12 protein-coding genes are annotated in these 16,513 nt (G+C 73.2%); 8 read left to right on the forward strand and 4 right to left on the reverse strand.

What is annotated here, in order from left to right:
• Positions 1–59 precede the first annotated feature (59 nt).
• From I601_RS12595 to rlmN, 4 genes are all read left to right on the forward strand, one after another.
• The gene (locus I601_RS12595; RefSeq protein ID WP_237089396.1) at positions 60–896 is read left to right on the forward strand and encodes an MIP/aquaporin family protein; all 837 of its coding nucleotides are present in this window, start codon (positions 60–62) and stop codon (positions 894–896) included.
• Positions 897–933: 37 nt separating this feature from the next.
• Positions 934–2,451, forward strand: a complete 1,518-nt coding sequence (gene glpK / locus I601_RS12600) for a glycerol kinase GlpK (protein WP_068110231.1) — start codon at positions 934–936, stop codon at positions 2,449–2,451.
• 81 nt (positions 2,452–2,532) lie between these two features.
• Entirely contained in the window at positions 2,533–4,251 is a 1,719-nt protein-coding gene (locus tag I601_RS12605; RefSeq protein WP_068110235.1) for a glycerol-3-phosphate dehydrogenase/oxidase, read from the forward strand.
• Between the two features lie 55 nt (positions 4,252–4,306).
• Positions 4,307–5,497: a dual-specificity RNA methyltransferase RlmN gene (gene rlmN, locus I601_RS12610; protein WP_084527544.1), complete on the forward strand. Its 1,191-nt coding sequence runs from the start codon at positions 4,307–4,309 to the stop codon at positions 5,495–5,497.
• Positions 5,498–5,522: 25 nt separating this feature from the next.
• On the opposite strand, the gene I601_RS12615 is transcribed toward rlmN, so the two are convergent.
• The 3 genes from I601_RS12615 to I601_RS12625 are packed head-to-tail and all read right to left on the reverse strand — an operon-like array spanning position 5,523 to position 9,440.
• Positions 5,523–7,319, reverse strand: coding sequence for a TIGR03767 family metallophosphoesterase (locus I601_RS12615; protein WP_218917661.1), 1,797 nt, complete (start codon positions 7,317–7,319; stop codon positions 5,523–5,525).
• A gap of 28 nt (positions 7,320–7,347) precedes the next feature.
• Complete coding sequence (locus I601_RS12620) at positions 7,348–8,499, reverse strand: LOG family protein (RefSeq protein ID WP_068110242.1); 1,152 nt, start codon at positions 8,497–8,499, stop codon at positions 7,348–7,350.
• Positions 8,496–9,440: a LysR family transcriptional regulator gene (locus tag I601_RS12625; protein ID WP_068110245.1), complete on the reverse strand. Its 945-nt coding sequence runs from the start codon at positions 9,438–9,440 to the stop codon at positions 8,496–8,498. Before I601_RS12625 ends, I601_RS12620 begins: the two co-directional genes overlap by 4 nt.
• Before the next feature lie 73 nt (positions 9,441–9,513).
• On the opposite strand from I601_RS12625, the gene I601_RS12630 reads away from it, so the two are divergent.
• The 4 genes from I601_RS12630 to I601_RS12645 are packed head-to-tail and all read left to right on the forward strand — an operon-like array spanning position 9,514 to position 15,414.
• Positions 9,514–11,568 (forward strand): oxidoreductase, encoded by a 2,055-nt coding sequence (locus tag I601_RS12630; protein ID WP_068110248.1) that lies wholly within the window; start codon positions 9,514–9,516, stop codon positions 11,566–11,568.
• Positions 11,569–11,590: 22 nt separating this feature from the next.
• A complete protein-coding gene (locus I601_RS12635; RefSeq protein WP_068110251.1) occupies positions 11,591–12,856 on the forward strand; it encodes an aromatic ring-hydroxylating oxygenase subunit alpha in 1,266 nt (421 codons plus the stop codon).
• On the forward strand, positions 12,853–14,046 hold the full coding sequence (locus I601_RS12640) for an FAD-binding oxidoreductase (protein ID WP_084527546.1): 1,194 nt from the start codon (positions 12,853–12,855) through the stop codon (positions 14,044–14,046). The genes I601_RS12635 and I601_RS12640 overlap by 4 nt, the downstream gene beginning before the upstream one ends.
• A gap of 36 nt (positions 14,047–14,082) precedes the next feature.
• On the forward strand, positions 14,083–15,414 hold the full coding sequence (locus tag I601_RS12645; RefSeq protein WP_218917662.1) for an NAD(P)/FAD-dependent oxidoreductase: 1,332 nt from the start codon (positions 14,083–14,085) through the stop codon (positions 15,412–15,414).
• Positions 15,415–15,429: 15 nt separating this feature from the next.
• Here I601_RS12645 and I601_RS12650 read toward each other — a convergent pair whose 3' ends face one another.
• Positions 15,430–16,341 (reverse strand): serine protein kinase RIO, encoded by a 912-nt coding sequence (locus tag I601_RS12650; RefSeq protein ID WP_237089397.1) that lies wholly within the window; start codon positions 16,339–16,341, stop codon positions 15,430–15,432.
• Between the last annotated feature and the right edge of the window lie 172 nt (positions 16,342–16,513).

The raw sequence follows: 16,513 nt of genomic DNA on the forward strand, positions 1-16,513 counted from the left end.
ACGCACCTCACATCGACCCGCTCGGAGGACTGATGTCACGCCACTCCAGACCAGCCATCGTGGGAGAGGTGTGTGCCGAGTTCGCCGGCACGATGATCCTCATCCTCTTCGGGGTGGGGGTGGTGGCCCAGGTGGTCACGGCCCCCGACGGGTCGCTCGGCGACCACGACTCCATCGCCTGGGCGTGGGGCCTCGGCGTCACCCTGGGCGTCTACGTCGCGGCCCGGATCTCCGGGGCGCACCTGAACCCGGCGGTGACCCTGGCCTTCGCGGTCTTCAAGGGCTTCGAGTGGCGCAAGGTGGCGCCGTACGTCGTCGCGCAGACGCTGGGCGCGTTCGTCGCGGCGCTGATCGTGCGCGTCGGCTACGCCGACCTGCTCGCGAGCGTCGACCCGGGGCACACCATCAAGACCCAGTTCGTCTTCTCCACGCTGCCCGGCAACGGCTCCGGCCCGGCGTCCATCCAGACCGCGTTCTTCGACCAGGTCGTGGGCACCGCGATCCTGGTCTTCCTGGTCTTCGCGCTGACCAACGCCTGGAACAACCCGCCGATGGCCAACCTGGGCCCGTTCATCATCGGTCTCGTCGTGGTCGCCATCGGGATGGCCTGGGGGGCCAACGCCGGCTACGCGATCAACCCCGCGCGTGACTTCGGCCCCCGGATCGCCTCCCTCATCACCGGCTACGGCGGGGCGCTGCGCGACCAGAACGGCTACCTGTACTTCTGGTTGCCGATCGTGGCGCCCCTGCTCGGCGCGCTCGTGGGCGGGGCCGCGTTCAAGTACCTCGTCGACATCCACCTCGAGCCCGACGAGGATGAGGCCGAGCGTGACGAGGCCGTCGGGGAGCCGGTCCCCGAGACCGCCGCGGAACGTCCCGCCGGACCCACCACCTGATCCCACCACCTGATCCGCCACCTGAGGAGAGCACAGCATGGCCGACTACATCGGTGCCGTAGACCAGGGCACGACCAGCACCCGCTTCATGATCTTCGACCACGACGGCGAAGAGGTGGCCCGACACCAGCTCGAGCACGAGCAGGTGATGCCGAAGGCCGGCTGGGTCGAGCACGACCCGGTGGAGATCTGGGAGCGCGCCCGCTCGGTGATCCAGAAGGCGATGGGCAAGGCGGGGCTGCACGCCGAGGACCTGGCCGCGATCGGCATCACCAACCAGCGCGAGACCACGGTGGTGTGGAACCGCTCGACCGGGCGTCCCTACTACAACGCGATCGTGTGGCAGGACACGCGCACCGACAAGATCGCCTCCAAGCTCGAGCGCGACGGCCACGGCGACCTGATCCGGCACCGCGCCGGGCTGCCGCCGGCCACCTACTTCGCCGGCGGCAAGATCCAGTGGATCCTCGAGAACGTCGACGGGGTGCGCGAGGCCGCCGAGAAGGGGGAGGCGCTGTTCGGCACCACCGACTCGTGGCTGATCTGGAACCTCACCGGCGGCACCGACGGGGGCGTGCACGTCACCGACGTCACCAACGCCAGCCGCACGATGCTGATGGACCTGGAGACCTGCGAGTGGGACGACGAGCTGCTCGCGCTCTTCGACGTCCCGCGCGCGATGCTGCCCGAGATCCGTTCCTCCAGCGAGCCCGAGGGCTACGGCACCACCCGTGCCGACGGTCCGCTCGGCGGCGAGGTGCCGATCACCGGCATCCTCGGCGACCAGCAGGCCGCCACGGTCGGGCAGGTCTGCTTCGAGCCCGGCGAGGCCAAGAACACCTACGGCACCGGCAACTTCATGCTCCTCAACACCGGCACCGAGCTGATCCGTTCCGAGCACGGGCTGCTCACGACGATCTGCTACCGCTTCGGCGACGAACCCCCCGTCTACGCGCTCGAGGGCTCGATCGCGGTGACCGGGTCGGCGGTGCAGTGGCTGCGCGACCAGCTCGGCATCATCTCCGGGGCGTCGCAGAGCGAGTCGCTGGCCCGTCAGGTCGAGGACAACGGCGGGGTCTACTTCGTGCCCGCCTTCTCCGGCCTCTTCGCCCCGCACTGGCGCTCCGACGCCCGCGGCGCGATCGTCGGGCTCTCGCGCTACAACACCAACGCCCACCTGGCCCGGGCGACGCTCGAGGCGATCTGCTACCAGAGCTGCGACGTCGTGGCGGCCATGGAGCAGGACTCCGGGGTGAAGCTCGAGGTGCTCAAGGTCGACGGCGGGGTGACGGCCAACGAGCTGTGCATGCAGATCCAGGCCGACACCCTCGGCGTCGACGTGAGCAGGCCCGTGTGCGCGGAGACCACCTGCCTCGGGGCGGCGTACGCCGCCGGCCTGGCCGTCGGGTTCTGGTCGGGCACCGACGAGCTGCGCAAGAAGTGGAACGAGGGCAAGCGCTGGTCCCCGCAGTGGGACGACCAGCAGCGCGCCGAGGGTCACGCCATGTGGACCAAGGCCGTCCAGCGCACCCTGGACTGGGTCGACGTCGAGTGACCCGGTGGGCCCGGCACCCACCCGTCGGGCATCGTGGTCAGTCCAGCAGTCCCCTGAGACCCGAGAGCGTGAGTGAGCCCCGTGCAGTCCGTTGCCCTGTCCCCGCAGTTCCGTGACAGCTCCCTGCGCGAGATGGCCGCCCAGGAGCTCGACGTGCTCGTGGTCGGGGGAGGCGTCGTCGGCACGGGTGCCGCCCTCGACGCCGCCACCCGAGGACTGCGCGTCGGGCTGGTCGAGGCCCGCGACTTCGCCTCGGGCACGTCGAGCCGCTCCAGCAAGCTGATCCACGGTGGCCTGCGCTACCTGGAGATGCTCGACTTCGCACTGGTGGCGGAGGCGCTCAAGGAGCGCGGGCTGCTGATGCAGCGACTGGCCCCGCACCTGATCCGCCCGGTCGGGTTCCTCTACCCGCTGCAGCACCGCGGGTGGGAGCGTCTCTACGCCGGCTCCGGCGTCGCCCTGTACGACGTCCTCTCGCGCCTGTCGGGCCGCTCCGGGCTGCCGCTGCACCGCCACCTCACCCGTCGGGGCGCGCGCAGGCTGGTGCCGGCGCTGCGCAAGGACGCCCTCGTCGGGGCGCTGCACTACTACGACGCCCAGGTCGACGACGCGCGGCACACGATGTTCCTGGCCCGCACGTCCGCGGCCTACGGCGCCCACGTCGCCTCCCGGGCCCGGGTCGTGGAGCTGCTGCGTGAGGGGGAGCGGGTCACCGGTGCGGTGGTGCACGACCTCGAGAGCGGCGAGCACATCACGGTGCGCGCCAAGCAGGTCGTCAACGCGACCGGGGTCTGGACCGACGAGACGCAGTCGCTCGGCGGGCAGCGCGGGGTCTTCCGGGTGCGGGCCAGCAAGGGTGTGCACCTGGTCGTGCCCAAGGACCGGATCCGGTCGGAGAGCGGGCTGATCCTGCGCACCGAGAAGTCCGTGCTCTTCGTCATCCCGTGGGGCCGGCACTGGATCATCGGCACCACCGACACCGACTGGGAGCTGGACCGGGCCCACCCCGCGGCCAGCAGCGCCGACATCGACTACCTGCTCGACCACGTCAACGCCGTGCTCGAGACCCCGTTGACCCGCGACGACGTCGAGGGCGTCTACGCCGGGCTGCGCCCGTTGCTCGAGGGCGAGTCCGACGCGACCTCCAAGCTCTCGCGCGAGCACGCCGTGGGCCACCCCGCACCCGGCCTGGTCGTCGTCGCGGGCGGCAAGTACACGACGTACCGGGTGATGGCCAAGGACGTCATCGACGAGGCCGTCTTCGGGATGGTCCGCCACGACGACCGGCAGGTCCCGCCGTCGGTGACCGAGGACGTGCCGCTGCTGGGAGCCGAGGGCTACCAGGCGCTGTGGAACGCCCGGCACCGCCTGTCCAGCGAGTCCGGGCTGCACCAGGTGCGCATCGAGCACCTGCTGGGGCGCTACGGCTCGCTGGTCCACCAGCTCCTCGCGATGGTCGCCGAGGATCCGTCGCTGGGCGAGCCGCTGGCCGGGGCCCCGGACTACCTGCGCGTGGAGGTCGTCTACGCCGCCACCCACGAGGGCGCCCGGCACCTCGACGACATCCTGTGCCGCCGCACCCACATCTCGATCGAGACCTTCGACCGGGGGCTGGGCTCGGTCGACGAGGTCGCCGCGCTGGTCAGTGGACCACTGGGCTGGAGCGCCGACCAGGTCGAGCTCGAGATCGAGCACTACCGGGCGCGGGTGGCCGCGGAGCGGGAGAGCCAGCAGCAGCCCGACGACGAGACCGCCGACGCAGCGCGCCTCGGCGCGCCCGACGTGGTGCCGCTGACCTGAGCCGGACGCCGTGAGTTCGCCGGGGCGACCGGGCCGGTGGGAGACTGGGCGTGCTATGCCCGAGAACCCCGCTGCCCCTGTGCCCGCCGTCGCCGCCGTCCCGCCGCGCGCTCCCGAGCCCGCGGAGGGAGTGACAGCGCTCCCGCTGGTCTTCGACGAGCCGCGCGGACGCAAGAAGCCGCCGCGTCACCTCGCCGACCTCACCGCGCCCGAGCGCAAGCAGCTGCTCGAGGACAACGGCCTCCCGGGCTTCCGGGCCAAGCAGCTCTCGACGCACTACTTCGCCCGCCTGGTCGACGACCCGGACCAGATGACCGACCTGCCCGCCGGTCAGCGCGCCGAGCTGGTCAGCACGCTGCTGCCGCACCTGATGACGCCGCTGAAGACGATGGAGGCCGACAAGGGCACCACGCGCAAGACGCTGTGGAAGCTCTTCGACGGCGCCCTCGTCGAGTCGGTGCTGATGCGCTACCCGGGCCGCACGACGATGTGCGTGTCCAGCCAGGCCGGCTGCGGCATGGCCTGCCCGTTCTGCGCCACCGGCCAGGGCGGCCTGCAGCGCAACATGAGCACCGCCGAGATCGTCGAGCAGGTCGTCGCCGGCGCCCGCTCGCTGGACCGTGACGAGGTGCCCGGCGGCCGGGGTCGCGTCAACAACGTGGTGTTCATGGGCATGGGCGAGCCGCTGGCCAACTACAAGGCCGTCATCGGCGCCGTGCGCCGCCTCGTCGACCCCGCGCCGGACGGGCTGGGCATGTCGGCGCGCGGCATCACCGTCTCGACCGTCGGTCTGGTCCCACGCATCCGCCAGCTGACCGAGGAGGGCATCCCGGTCACCCTCGCGCTGAGCCTGCACGCTCCCGACGACGAGCTGCGCAACACGCTGGTCCCGATCAACACCCGCTCCTCGGTCGCCGAGACCGTCGAGGCGGCCTGGGACTACGCCCGGGTGACCAAGCGCCGGGTCTCCATCGAGTACGCCATGATGCGCGGCATCAACGACCAGGCGTGGCGCGCCGACCTGCTCGCCGACGTGCTGCGCGGCTACGGCGACTGGGGCTGGGTGCACGTCAACCTGATCCCGCTCAACCCCACCCCGGGCAGCAGGTGGACCGCCTCGGACCCCGCCGACGAGCGCGAGTTCGTGCGCCGGCTCGAGGCCAAGGGCATCCCGACCACGGTGCGCGACACCCGCGGTTCGGAGATCGACGGGGCCTGCGGCCAGCTGGCCGCCACCGAGGACTGACTCCCCGGGGCGACCAGCCGGCGCCTCAGCGGCGCAGGCGCGGCTTCGGCAGCACCAGCTCGCAGTTGCGGTCGAGACGGGCACCGGCCCGGTCCTTGGTGCCCTCCTGCCAGTCGTTGGCCGCGAGCTCGCGCGCCAGCGCCGCCAGCGCCAGCGGCGAGTCGAGGCCGGGATCGCCCACCGGTGCCGCGTGGTCGAGGACCGTGGTGAAGATCGACAGCGTGCCGTCCCGGTTGTCGGCGACCTCGACGATGCGCGACTGCTGAGGCCAGTCGATGTGCGAGGCCGTGTTGACCTCCCAGAACCCACCGCCGCCCTCGCGGGCGTGCGGGGTGATCCGGTTGCGGTGCGAGTGCCCGTTGACCCAGGCCACGACCGTGGGGGTCGCGAGCAGCGCGGCCACGACCTCGGGGCCGAGCACCCGGGGCGCGACGTCCCCGCCGGTGCCGACCAGCCGGTTGCCCATCGACGTGGAGGTGTGGTGGCTGGCCACGACGACGTACCGGTCGGCGCTCGCGGCGAGCAAGTCCTGCAACCAGGCGAACTGGGTGGCGTCCAGGGACCCGTCGGACTGGCCGTTGGGGTTGACGGAGTCGAGCACCACGAACCGGAAGGCGCCGGTGTCGAAGGAGTAGTAGGCGGTGCCGGCGGCGCGGTTCTCCTCGGTGAAGCCGTGCCCGACCGGGAGTCCACGGGTGCTGAAGTGCTCCTCGACGACCTGGGCGCGCGAGAGCAGGCGGCGGCCCTCGTCGGGGGTGACCTGCTTGGTGCCGGGACCGTCGACGAGCTTGGCGAGCAGGTCGGTGACCTTGCCGGTGGCCAGCGCCTGGAGGACCTCGCTCTGCTTGACGCTCGGCGGCGGGGTGATGACCTTGAGGTCGCCCCGCGCGAACGCGTCGAAGACCCCGTCGGCGGGGAAGTTGCCCTGCACCAGGCCGTCGTGGTTGCCGAAGGCGCTGTACCAGGGCAGGCGCAGCCCCTGGGCCCGGAACGGACGGCGCACGGCGTCGAGCAGGCCGGGCACGACCGGGAAGCCGTAGCGGCTGCGCGGCAGGTCGTCCTCGGCGCCCTCGGGGGTGCCCTCGGGGTGCCAGTAGCTCGGGTCGTACGTCGTCGGGTCGGCGTCGGCCACCCCCTCGTAGCGGCTCAGGTCGCCGGAGTCCGGGGTGAGCGTCCCGCCGTCGAGGACGTCGATGTTCCAGCGGATCTCGTTGAGCTGGCTGTTGTCGGAGTTGTCGCCGGTCTGCACGACGAGGTCCAGGCGGCGCCCGGTGGCCGGGCCCCGGCGGATCGCGTTGACCTGGCGCACCATGGAGTCCGCGACCTGGGCGGAGAGCACCTCCTGCGGCCGCCACGCGGAGCTGAAGAGGCCCAGCGCCAGCGGCGAGCCGGGGTCGTCGTACCGGTCGGTCCACTCCACCCGCAGCGGTGACTGCGCGTCGACGATGTGCACGTCGGAGATCTGCACGAAGGCCAGCAGGGGGCGGCGACGGCGACGGCGGCCACGCCGCGGACGCTCCGCGAGGTCCAGGCGCATCCGGTGCCGCTCGCCCGGGGCGGTCACGATGGCGCGCCACCCGTTCGCGCCGGGCTCGCCGCGCTGCAGCACCAGGTCGAGCGTGGTCAGCCCGCGGACCCGGGCCCGCCCGAGGCCGGCGACGGCGTGGCCGGCCAACCCGCTCGCGGAGCCGGCCATCCCGGCCAGGGCACCGGCGACACCGATGCCGGCACCGCCGCGCAACAGCTGGCGGCGCCCCAGAGCGGTGCGGTCGGTGGCGGATGACGCGTGCGACTCAGGGGTCGCAGATGACTCGGACGACAAGGTCCCTCCCCAGGGTGTGACGACCGGCTCACCCTAGGGCTGGGAGGCCTCCCGCGGAGGCGCTTTGCACGACCTCGAGTGCTTCCTCGACGGTGTCGACGAGGTGCACGTGCTGCTCCATCGCCCGTCCGGCGGCCAGCGCCTGCAGCAGCGGCCAGGCCGGCAGGTCGACGGTCCAGTGCTCGCGGCCCACGAGCACCATCGGCGCCACCGAGGCCTCGTCGGCGTAGTAGTTCTCGCAGGCGTCCTGGAAGACCTCCTGCACGGTCCCGCCGGCGCCGGGCAGGAAGACGATGCCGGCGTCGCAGACCTCCAGCAGGATCGCCTCCCGGGTGGCGTTGCGGAAGTACTTGGCGATCGCGGTGCCGAAGACGTTGGGCGGCTCGTGGCCGTAGTGCCAGGTGGGGATCGCGAGGTTGGCGGCCGGGCCGCCGTCCTCGGCCGGGGTGTCGAGGCTGGCGAGGACGTCGAAGGCGGAGAGGATCCACGCGTCCACGGACGGGCGGTACGACGGCACCGTCGCCAGCATCTCCAGGGCCCGGTCGAGCACGTCCTCACCGCGGGGGGAGAGCCGGGCGCCGAGGTTGGCGGCCTCCATCGCGCCGGGGCCGCCGCCGGTCGCGACGGTCAGCCCCGCCGCGCCCAGACGGTGCCCGAGCCGCGCCGCGTCGGCGAACAGCGGCGTACCCCGTGCGGCGGCGTGGCCGCCCATCACCCCGACGATGCGCCGGTCGGCGCGCCAGTGGTCCAGGGCGGTGTCGATGGCGTGGTCGTGGAGCGCCTGGGCCAGGGAGGTCTCGCCGGTCGACCGGCCGGTGTCGCCGGGCGTGGCCTTCGACCAGGCGTAGGCGCGTCCGTCCAGGGAGTCGCTCCAGCGCAGGGTGTCGAAGAGCTCGCGGGCGACGTACAGGTCGTGGCGCGCGGTCTCGACCGGCACGTCCACGATCGCGGGCAGCACCAGCGCGCCGGCTTCCTCGACCCGCTCGGCGTCGCCGTCGGCGAACCGGCAGCCGAGGAAGGTCGCGCCGGCCAGGCGGCAGCTCCGCAGCGCCTCGCCGCGCTCGCGGAGGTCGACCGAGTGCACCCGCCAGCCGGTCAGGTACCAGGCACCGTCCTCCAGCCGGCGGTCGAGGTCGGCCAGGGAGGTGATGTCGACGACGCGTCCGCGGGTGTGCCTCACCCGGGCAACGTATCGGGTGGCGGCACCGGGTCGCCGCGGTCCACCGCATCCGCCGCGCGGCGCAGCTCCTCCAGCGCCAGCGCGATCTCGGGCTGACCGGCGGTGCCGCGACGCACGCCGGTGCGGACGTGGCGCACCGGGGTCGCCGCCCCGCGCAGCGGGACCCGCACCAGTCCGTCGTCGGCGGGCAGCCGCGCCATCCGGGGCACCAGGGCCACCCCGAACCCGGCGGCGACCAGCGCGGCGCCGGTGTCCCACTCCGTCACCTCGTGCACCTGGTGGGGGGTGAACCCCGCGGCGGCGCAGGCCGTGCTGACCATGTGGTGGTAGGGCCGCCCGGGCCGGTCCATGATCCAGGGCTCCCCGGCGACCTCGGTCAGGGAGACCCAGGACCGGACGGCGAGGCGGTGCCCTCCGGGCACCAGCAGGTCGAGGCTGTCCTCCATGAGCGGCTGCTGCTCGAAGCGTGGGTCGTCGATCGAGGGCAGCACGTCGGTGGCCACCACCACGACGAGGTCGGCGCGGTCCGCGACCAGCATCTCGAAGCAGACCTCCGGGTCGGCCTCCAGGATCCGCACCGTCGAGCGCGGGTGTGCCCGCATCACCGCCGTGGCCACCGAGGGCAGCAGCACCGAGGCCGCGGTCGAGAACCCGGCCAGGCGCAGGTGCCCGATGCCGGTGAGCGAGGTGCCGAGCACATCGGTGCGGATCTCCTCCCAGAGCGCGTGCAGGTCGGTGCTGCGCGCCAGCAGGGTCAGGGCCGCCGGGGTCAGCCGGACGCGGCGCCCGTCCGGTTCGAGGAGGCGGACACCGAGGTCGCGACCCAGGGTCCGCAGCTGGTGGGAGACCGCGGACGGGGTGTAGCCGAGGTGGTCAGCGGCGGCGGAGATCGTGCCGCGGTCGGCGACGACCTGGAGCACCCGCAGCCGGTGATCGATCATGTGACCAGATTGCACGATGATGGACGAAAACGTGCGCTTTTCCTCGTGATTATGTGACGCGCATCATGGTCGTGTGCACCAGCTGGACCCATTGCTCGGGGAGTACCTGCTCCGCGGGGTCGCTCTGCGCAACCGCGTCGTCAGCACGTCGCACGAGCCGGCGTACACCGAGGACGGGATGCCGAAGGACCGCTACCGGCTCTACCACCTCGAGAAGGCCCGCGGCGGGGTCGGGCTGACGATGATTGGGGGCTCCGCGGTGGTCTCGCCGGACAGCCCGCCGGCCTTCGGCAACATGCTGCTCTACCGCGACGAGGTGGTGCCGTGGCTGCGCCGGCTCTGCGACGACGTGCACGAGGCGGGCGCCGCGGTGATGTGCCAGGTGACCCACCTCGGCCGGCGCACCAGCAGCGCGAGCGGCGACTGGCTGCCGCTGGTCTACCCCTCACGGCTGCGCGAGCGCCAGCACCGCTCGTTCCCCAAGGTCGCCGAGGCCTGGGACGTCGACCGGATCGTGCGCGACTACGCCGCCGCGGCCGCGCGCTGCCAGGCCGCCGGCCTGGACGGCATCGAGATCGAGTCCTACAGCCACCTCTTCGACTCCTGGGCCTCCCCGGCCACCAACCTGCGCACCGATGCCTTCGGCGGCGACCCCGAGGCCCGGCTGGTCTTCCCGCTGCGGGTGCTCGACGCCGTGCGGGCGGCGGTGGGTCCCGACTTCGTCGTCGGGCTGCGGATGGCGATGGACGAGGACCTGCCCGAGGGGCTGGGTCTGGAGGACACCCTGCCGATCGCGCGGCGCTACCTCGAGCACGGCGTCGACTTCCTCTCGGTCATCAAGGGGGGCCTCGACAGTGACGCCCGGCTGGCGGCGACCATCCCGTCGATGGGCACGCCCTCGGCGCCGTTCCTCGAGCTCGCCGGCACCGTCCGGCGGGCCCTGGGGGTCCCGGTGATGCACGCCGCCCGGATCGGCGACGTCGCCACCGCCCGGCACGCGATCCGCGAGGGCCTGCTCGACCTGGTCGGGATGACCCGGCCCCAGATCGCCGACCCGCACCTGGTCGCCAAGGTCGCCCGTGGTGAGGAGGACCGGGTGCGCCCCTGCGTGGGCGCGAGCTTCTGCCTCGACGCGATCTACGAGTCCGGCGACGCCAAGTGCGTGCACAACCCCGCCACGGGTCGTGAGCAGTCGCTGCCGCACGTCATCGCGCCGACGCTCGGTCGGCGTCGGCGGGCCGTGGTGGTGGGAGCCGGACCGGCGGGTCTCGAGGCCGCCCGGGTGCTGGGGGAGCGCGGTCACGAGGTGCTGCTCCTGGAGGCCGGGGACCGCCCCGGCGGGCAGCTGCTCCTGGCCTCCTCGACGCTGCGCCGTCGCGACCTGATCGGCATCGTCGACTGGCGGGTCGCCGAGCTCAAGCACTCCGGGGTCGACGTCCGGTACGGCGTGTACGCCGAGGCCGCCACCGTCCTCGCCGAGCAGCCCGACCTCGTGGTCGTCGCGACCGGCGGGGTGCCGGACCGCTCGGTGGCCGGGGCGGGGGAGGACCTGGTGCTCGACACCTGGGACGTCCTCGGCGGCTCCGGTCCGCGTGCCGGTGAGCGGGTGCTGGTCTTCGACGACCACGGCGGCGAGCCCGCCCTCGACGCGGCCGAGCACCTGGCCCGCCTGGGCGCGCACGTCGAGCTGGTGACCCCGGAGCGGATGGTCGGCATCTCGGTGGGCAGCATGAACAGCCCGGCCTACCTGCGTGCCTTCGCCGAGCACGACGTGCGGCTGAGCGTGGCCCGGCGGCTGCTCTCGGTGCGCCGCGCCGCGCCCGAGGAGGGCGGCCGCCTGGTGGCGGTGCTGGGCAGCGACTACGCCGACGCGGTCGAGGAGCGGGTGGTCGACCACGTCGTGGTGGAGCACGGCACCGTGCCCAACGACGAGCTGTACCTCGAGCTCGTGCCCGGCTCGCGCAACCTCGGAGAGGTCGACCACGCCGCCCTGCTCGCGGGGCTGCCTCAGGAGGTCGCCACCCACCCCGAGGGCCGCTACCAGCTCTTCCGGATCGGTGACGCCGTCGCCAGTCGCAACATCCACGCCGCCATCTACGACGCGCTCCGGCTGTGCGTCACCGTCTGACCCGGCCGCCCAGGAGGAACCGATGACGCTCACCACCACGACCCCTCGACTCGATGCCGGTTGGCTGCTGGACCTCCTCGACACGCGCCCGCGAGGGCACTCGCTGCCCGGTGCCTGCTACTCCGACCCGGCGGTGCACGAGCTCGACCTGCGGCTGATCTGGCAGCGCCAGTGGATCTTCGTGGGCTCGGTCGCCGAGGTGCCCGAGGAGGGCGACTTCCTCAGCATCGACCTGGGCAGCGCCTCGGTGGTGGTGCTGCGCGACGACGACGGCCGGCTCCAGGCGTTCCGCAACGTGTGCCGCCACCGGGGGTCCCGGCTGGTCACCGAGTCCCACGGCTGCGTCGGCAACATCGTGTGCGGCTACCACCACTGGACCTACGCCACCGACGGCCGTCTCCTGCACGCCCCCCAGCTGCCGCCCACCGCCGAGCGTGCCGCTCTCGGGCTGCGCACGGTCCACCTGCGTGAGGTCGCCGGGCTGCTCTTCGTCTGCCTGGCCGCGGAGCCGCCGGGCGACATCGAGGACGTCGCGCGCGTGGTGGCGCCGTACGTCGCCCCGCACGCGCTGGACCGCACCAAGGTCGCCGCGCAGACCGACCTGGTCGAGCACGGCAACTGGAAGCTCACCATGGAGAACAACCGGGAGTGCTACCACTGCGACGGGCACCCCGAGCTGCTGTGCTCGTTCTTCCCGACCTGGGGCCTGGCCGACCACCAGGTGCCCGAGCGGCTGCGCGCCGACCACGACCGCTACCTGCTGGCCCAGGTCGACCTCGAGCGGCGCAGCGAGGACCTCGGCCTGCCCTACGCGCTCGTGGAGGACCTCGGTCGGCCGGTCGGCTTCCGGCTCCACCGCGAGCCGCTCGACGGGGCGGGGGAGTCCTTCAGCCCCGACGGCACCCGTCTGGTCGGCCGGCTGCTCGGTGACCTGCCCGACGCACGGCTGGGCCGGCTGGGGCTGCACACCCAGCCCAACGCGTGGTTCCACGCCCAGGCCGACCACGTCGTGACGTTCGCGGCGCTGCCGGTCTCCGTCGACCGCACCCTCGTGCGCACCACCTGGCTCGTGCACGAGGACGCCGTCGAGGGGGTCGACTACGACGTCGCGAGCCTCACGGCCACCTGGCGCGCGACCAACGAGCAGGATGCGGCGTTCGTGGCGCTGACCCAGGCCGGGGTCGCCGACCCCGGCTACGAGCCGGGTCCCTACTCCGAGGCGGAGGAGCAGGTGGAGGCGTTCGTCGCCTGGTACGACGCCCGCATCCGAGAGGAGGCGGCCCGATGAGCGAGCTGCAGCCGTTCCTGTGCCCCGCCGACGAGGCGACCCTCGCCCCCGTCCCGGCGCTGCGGGTGGTGCCCGACCCCGCGCGCGCGGTGCGACCGCTGGGCGACGGGCTGCTCGGCGAGGAGCTCGACCTCGACCTCGACACCGAGCTGGTGCTGCGCGCCCGGGTCCGCGAGACCCACGACGTCGTGTCGCTGGTGCTGGAGCCGACCCGACCGAGCACGTTCGCCTTCCGGCCGGGGCAGTTCCTGACCCTCGGGGTCGACGTCGACGGGCACCGGGTCGAGCGCTGCTACACGATCTCGTCGCCGCCGACCCGACCGCACCTGCTGAGCATCACGGTCAAGCGGGTCGAGGGTGGCGGGTTGTCGCCGTACCTCCACGACCGGCTGGCGCTCGGGGACCGGGTCCGGGTCAGCGGGCCGCGCGGCGCCTTCACCGTCGCCGCGCACCCGGCTGCGCGCTACCTGCTGCTCTCGGCCGGCAGCGGGATCACCCCGACGCTGGCCACGCTGGGCACGATGGCCGACCTCGCCGAGCTGGGCCCCGGCGCCCTGGACGTGGTCGTGGTGCACAGTGCGCGCACCCCCGACGACCTGGTGCGCCGCGACGAGATCGAGCACCTGGCCGCGGTCCACGAGGGTCTGCGGGTCGTGTGGGTGTGCGAGGACGACGCACCCGGTCGGCCCGGTGCGTGGGTCGGGCCGCGGGGCCGCCTGGACGCCGCGATGCTGCTCGGCGCGGTGCCCGACGCGGCCGACCGGGAGGTGCTGACCTGCGGGCCGCCGGGCTACATGGCCGGCGTCCGCAGCGCGCTCGCCGAGGTGGGGGCCGACCCCGCGCGCTGCCACGAGGAGAGCTTCGTGCTCGGGGAGTCCGGTGCGCCGGTGGCTGGGCCGGGGGCTGGGCCGGTCGCCGACGGCGTGCCGGAGGCACGGGTGCGCTTCGGCCGCAGCGGTCGCGAGGTGCGGTGTCCCCCCGGCATGACGGTGCTGGCCGCCGCCCAGGAGGCCGGCGTACGGCTCCCGTCGTCGTGCGCGGAGGGGCTCTGCGGGACCTGCAAGTCCACCCTGCTCTCGGGCCGGGTCGACATGGTGCACCAGGGCGGCATCCGGCCCCGCGAGATCGCCCAGGACAAGTTCCTGCCCTGCTGCTCCACCCCCGACGGCGACATCGTCGTCGACGCCTGACCACCCACCCGCCCGCTCACGACCTGGGAGAGACCTGTGACCCACACCCTGACCGCTGACGCGGTCGTCGTCGGCTCCGGCGTCATCGGCTCGGCCGTGGCGCTCGAGCTGGCCCGCGCCGGTCGCGACGTGCTCGTGCTCGACAAGGCGGGCGGGCCCGGGCACGGCTCGACGTGCGCCTCGAGCGCGGTCATCCGCTTCCTCTACTCCACCTACGACACCGTCGCGACGTCGTGGGAGGCCAAGTTCATGTGGGAACGGTGGGCCGACCACCTCGGGCTGCCGGGGTTCGAGCCGCTGGCCGACCCGCCGGTGCTCTCGCGCTTCCACCGCACCGGGATGCTGCACCTCGACGTGCCGGCCGTGCCGCACGACGAGGGGATGCGGCTCCTGGAGGCCGCCGGGGTGCCGTGCGAGCACCTCGGGCCCGACGAGCTCGCCGCCCGGTTCCCGCACCTCGACACCGGTGCCTACTGGCCCAACAAGCCGGTGGCCGACGACGCGTTCTGGGAGGACGCACCGGCCCGGCTCGGGGCGATCTGGACCCCCGACGCCGGCTACATGGACGACCCGCGGCTGGCCGCCGACAACCTCGCCGTCGCGGCCCGGCTGCACGGTGCGACGACGGCGTACCGCGCCCGGGTCGTCGCCGTCGAGCGTCGCGGCTCGCTGTGGCACCTCGCCCTGGCCGACGGGCGCCGGGTGGAGTCGCCGGTCGTGGTCAACGCGGCAGGCCCCTGGTCGGGGGCGTTCAACGCGATGGCGGGCATCGGGGCGGAGTTCACCATCGGCGTCCGGCCGCTGCGCCAGGAGGTGCACCAGGTGGCCCAGCCGGAGGGGTACGGCACCGACGCCGCACCTGGCCCGGGCGTCTTCGACATCGACCTCGGCACCTACATGCGTCCCGGGCCGCAGCAGGCCTGGGTCGTCGGCGGCACCGAGCCCGCGTGCGACCCCTTCGACTGGATCGAGGACCCCGACACCATCGACGACCACGTCACGCTGGCGCGCTACGAGTCGCAGGTGACGCGGGCTGCCCGGCGGCTGCCCGAGCTGCGGGTGCCCAACCGGCCCTGCGGGGTCGTCGGGGTCTACGACGTCGCCGACGACTGGACACCCATCTACGACCGCACCGACGCCGACGGCTTCTACGTCGCGATGGGCACCAGCGGCAACCAGTTCAAGAACGCTCCCATCGCCGGGTGCTTCCTGGCCGCGATCATCGCCGCGGTGGAGGACGGCGGCGTGGACCACGACCGTGACCCGGTCACCTACGTCGGCGAGCACACCGGTCTGAAGATCGACCTGGCGGCGTTCTCCCGGATCCGTCCGGTGAACGCCGCCAGCACCCGCACCGTGCTCGGGTAGGTCGGCCCCGGCGGCTCAGAAGGCATGGGCCATGAGCTCGCCGAACAGGTCGTGCTCGTCGACGGCCAGGCCGCGGGCCCGGAACCAGGTGGCCATGTGGGTGCAGTCACGCAGCAGGAAGTCCATCCCGTTCACGTTGCCGACCAGGTCGACGACCTGCGGCAGGTCGATGACGACCAGCCGCTCGCCGGCGGCCAGCACGTTGTACGGCGACAGGTCGCCGTGCACGATCCCGGCCTGCACCATCAGCGCCATCGCGTCGCGGGTCTGCTCCCAGTACGACGCCAGCAGCCCCGGCTCCGGTCTCGACTGCGCCAGCCGGGGCGCGGTCTCGTGCCCGTGCTCGCCCTCGACGGTGATCCACTCCATCAGCAGCTCGGTGCCGTCGACCTGCACCGGGTAGGGCACCGGCAGGCCCAGCGTCCAGAGCCTGGTCAGGGCCTGCCACTCGGCCCAGGCCCACTGGCCCGCGGCGACCGCCCGGCCGTGCGCGGTCTTCTTGGCCATCGCCCGGGCGTCGCGCGTGTTCCGGACCCTGCGCCCCTCGGTGTAGGCGCCGGAGCGGTGGAACGTGCGGTGCTCCTCGCTGCGGTAGCGCTTGGCCACCATGACCACCGACTGTCCAAAGTCGCCCGGAGGGTGGGTCGGGTCGGTGTCGGGCACGGCGCGCTCGAGCAGGAACGCGTCGGCCTCCTTGCCGGTCTTCAGGACACCGAGCTCGGTGTCGACGGCCGCCTGGCTGGTGACCACCCAGGCGGGCCGGGGCTCGGGGCCGCGCGAGAGCGGCTCGACCTCGAGCCAGGTGGACCAGCGCTGGCCCTCGTCGAGGTCGTCGAGCGGGCGGAAGTCGAAGTCGAAGTGCTCGGCGCCGCGCTGGGGGTCAGGGGTGGTGCGGTCGTGCGGGTGCTGAGAGACGTCGTACGTCACGGTGGGTGCTCCATCGGGAGAAGAGGATGTGGTCTGCGGACAGGCCAGGGACAGTCGTCGACATGTCACGCTCCTCTCGACGGGCACGGCTCGGACGCCGTGCTGCTCCGGTCCAGGGTGAAGGGTCTCCGGACGCGACGCAACGGATTTTCGGCCGCCACGACCAGCGTCC

The organism is Nocardioides dokdonensis FR1436 (genome assembly GCF_001653335.1).
GTDB classification, from domain to species: Bacteria; Actinomycetota; Actinomycetes; order Propionibacteriales; family Nocardioidaceae; genus Nocardioides; species Nocardioides dokdonensis.

Bases quoted from the DNA above. Each gene is read 5' to 3' on its own strand.
- glpK (WP_068110231.1), top strand. From the start codon at position 934: ATGGCCGACTACATCGGTGCCGTAGACCAGGGCACGACCAGCACCCGC.
- I601_RS12625 (WP_068110245.1), bottom strand. From the start codon at position 9,440: ATGATCGATCACCGGCTGCGGGTGCTCCAGGTCGTCGCCGACCGCGGC.
- rlmN (WP_084527544.1), top strand. From the start codon at position 4,307: ATGCCCGAGAACCCCGCTGCCCCTGTGCCCGCCGTCGCCGCCGTCCCG.
- I601_RS12635 (WP_068110251.1), top strand. From the start codon at position 11,591: ATGACGCTCACCACCACGACCCCTCGACTCGATGCCGGTTGGCTGCTG.
- I601_RS12640 (WP_084527546.1), top strand. From the start codon at position 12,853: ATGAGCGAGCTGCAGCCGTTCCTGTGCCCCGCCGACGAGGCGACCCTC.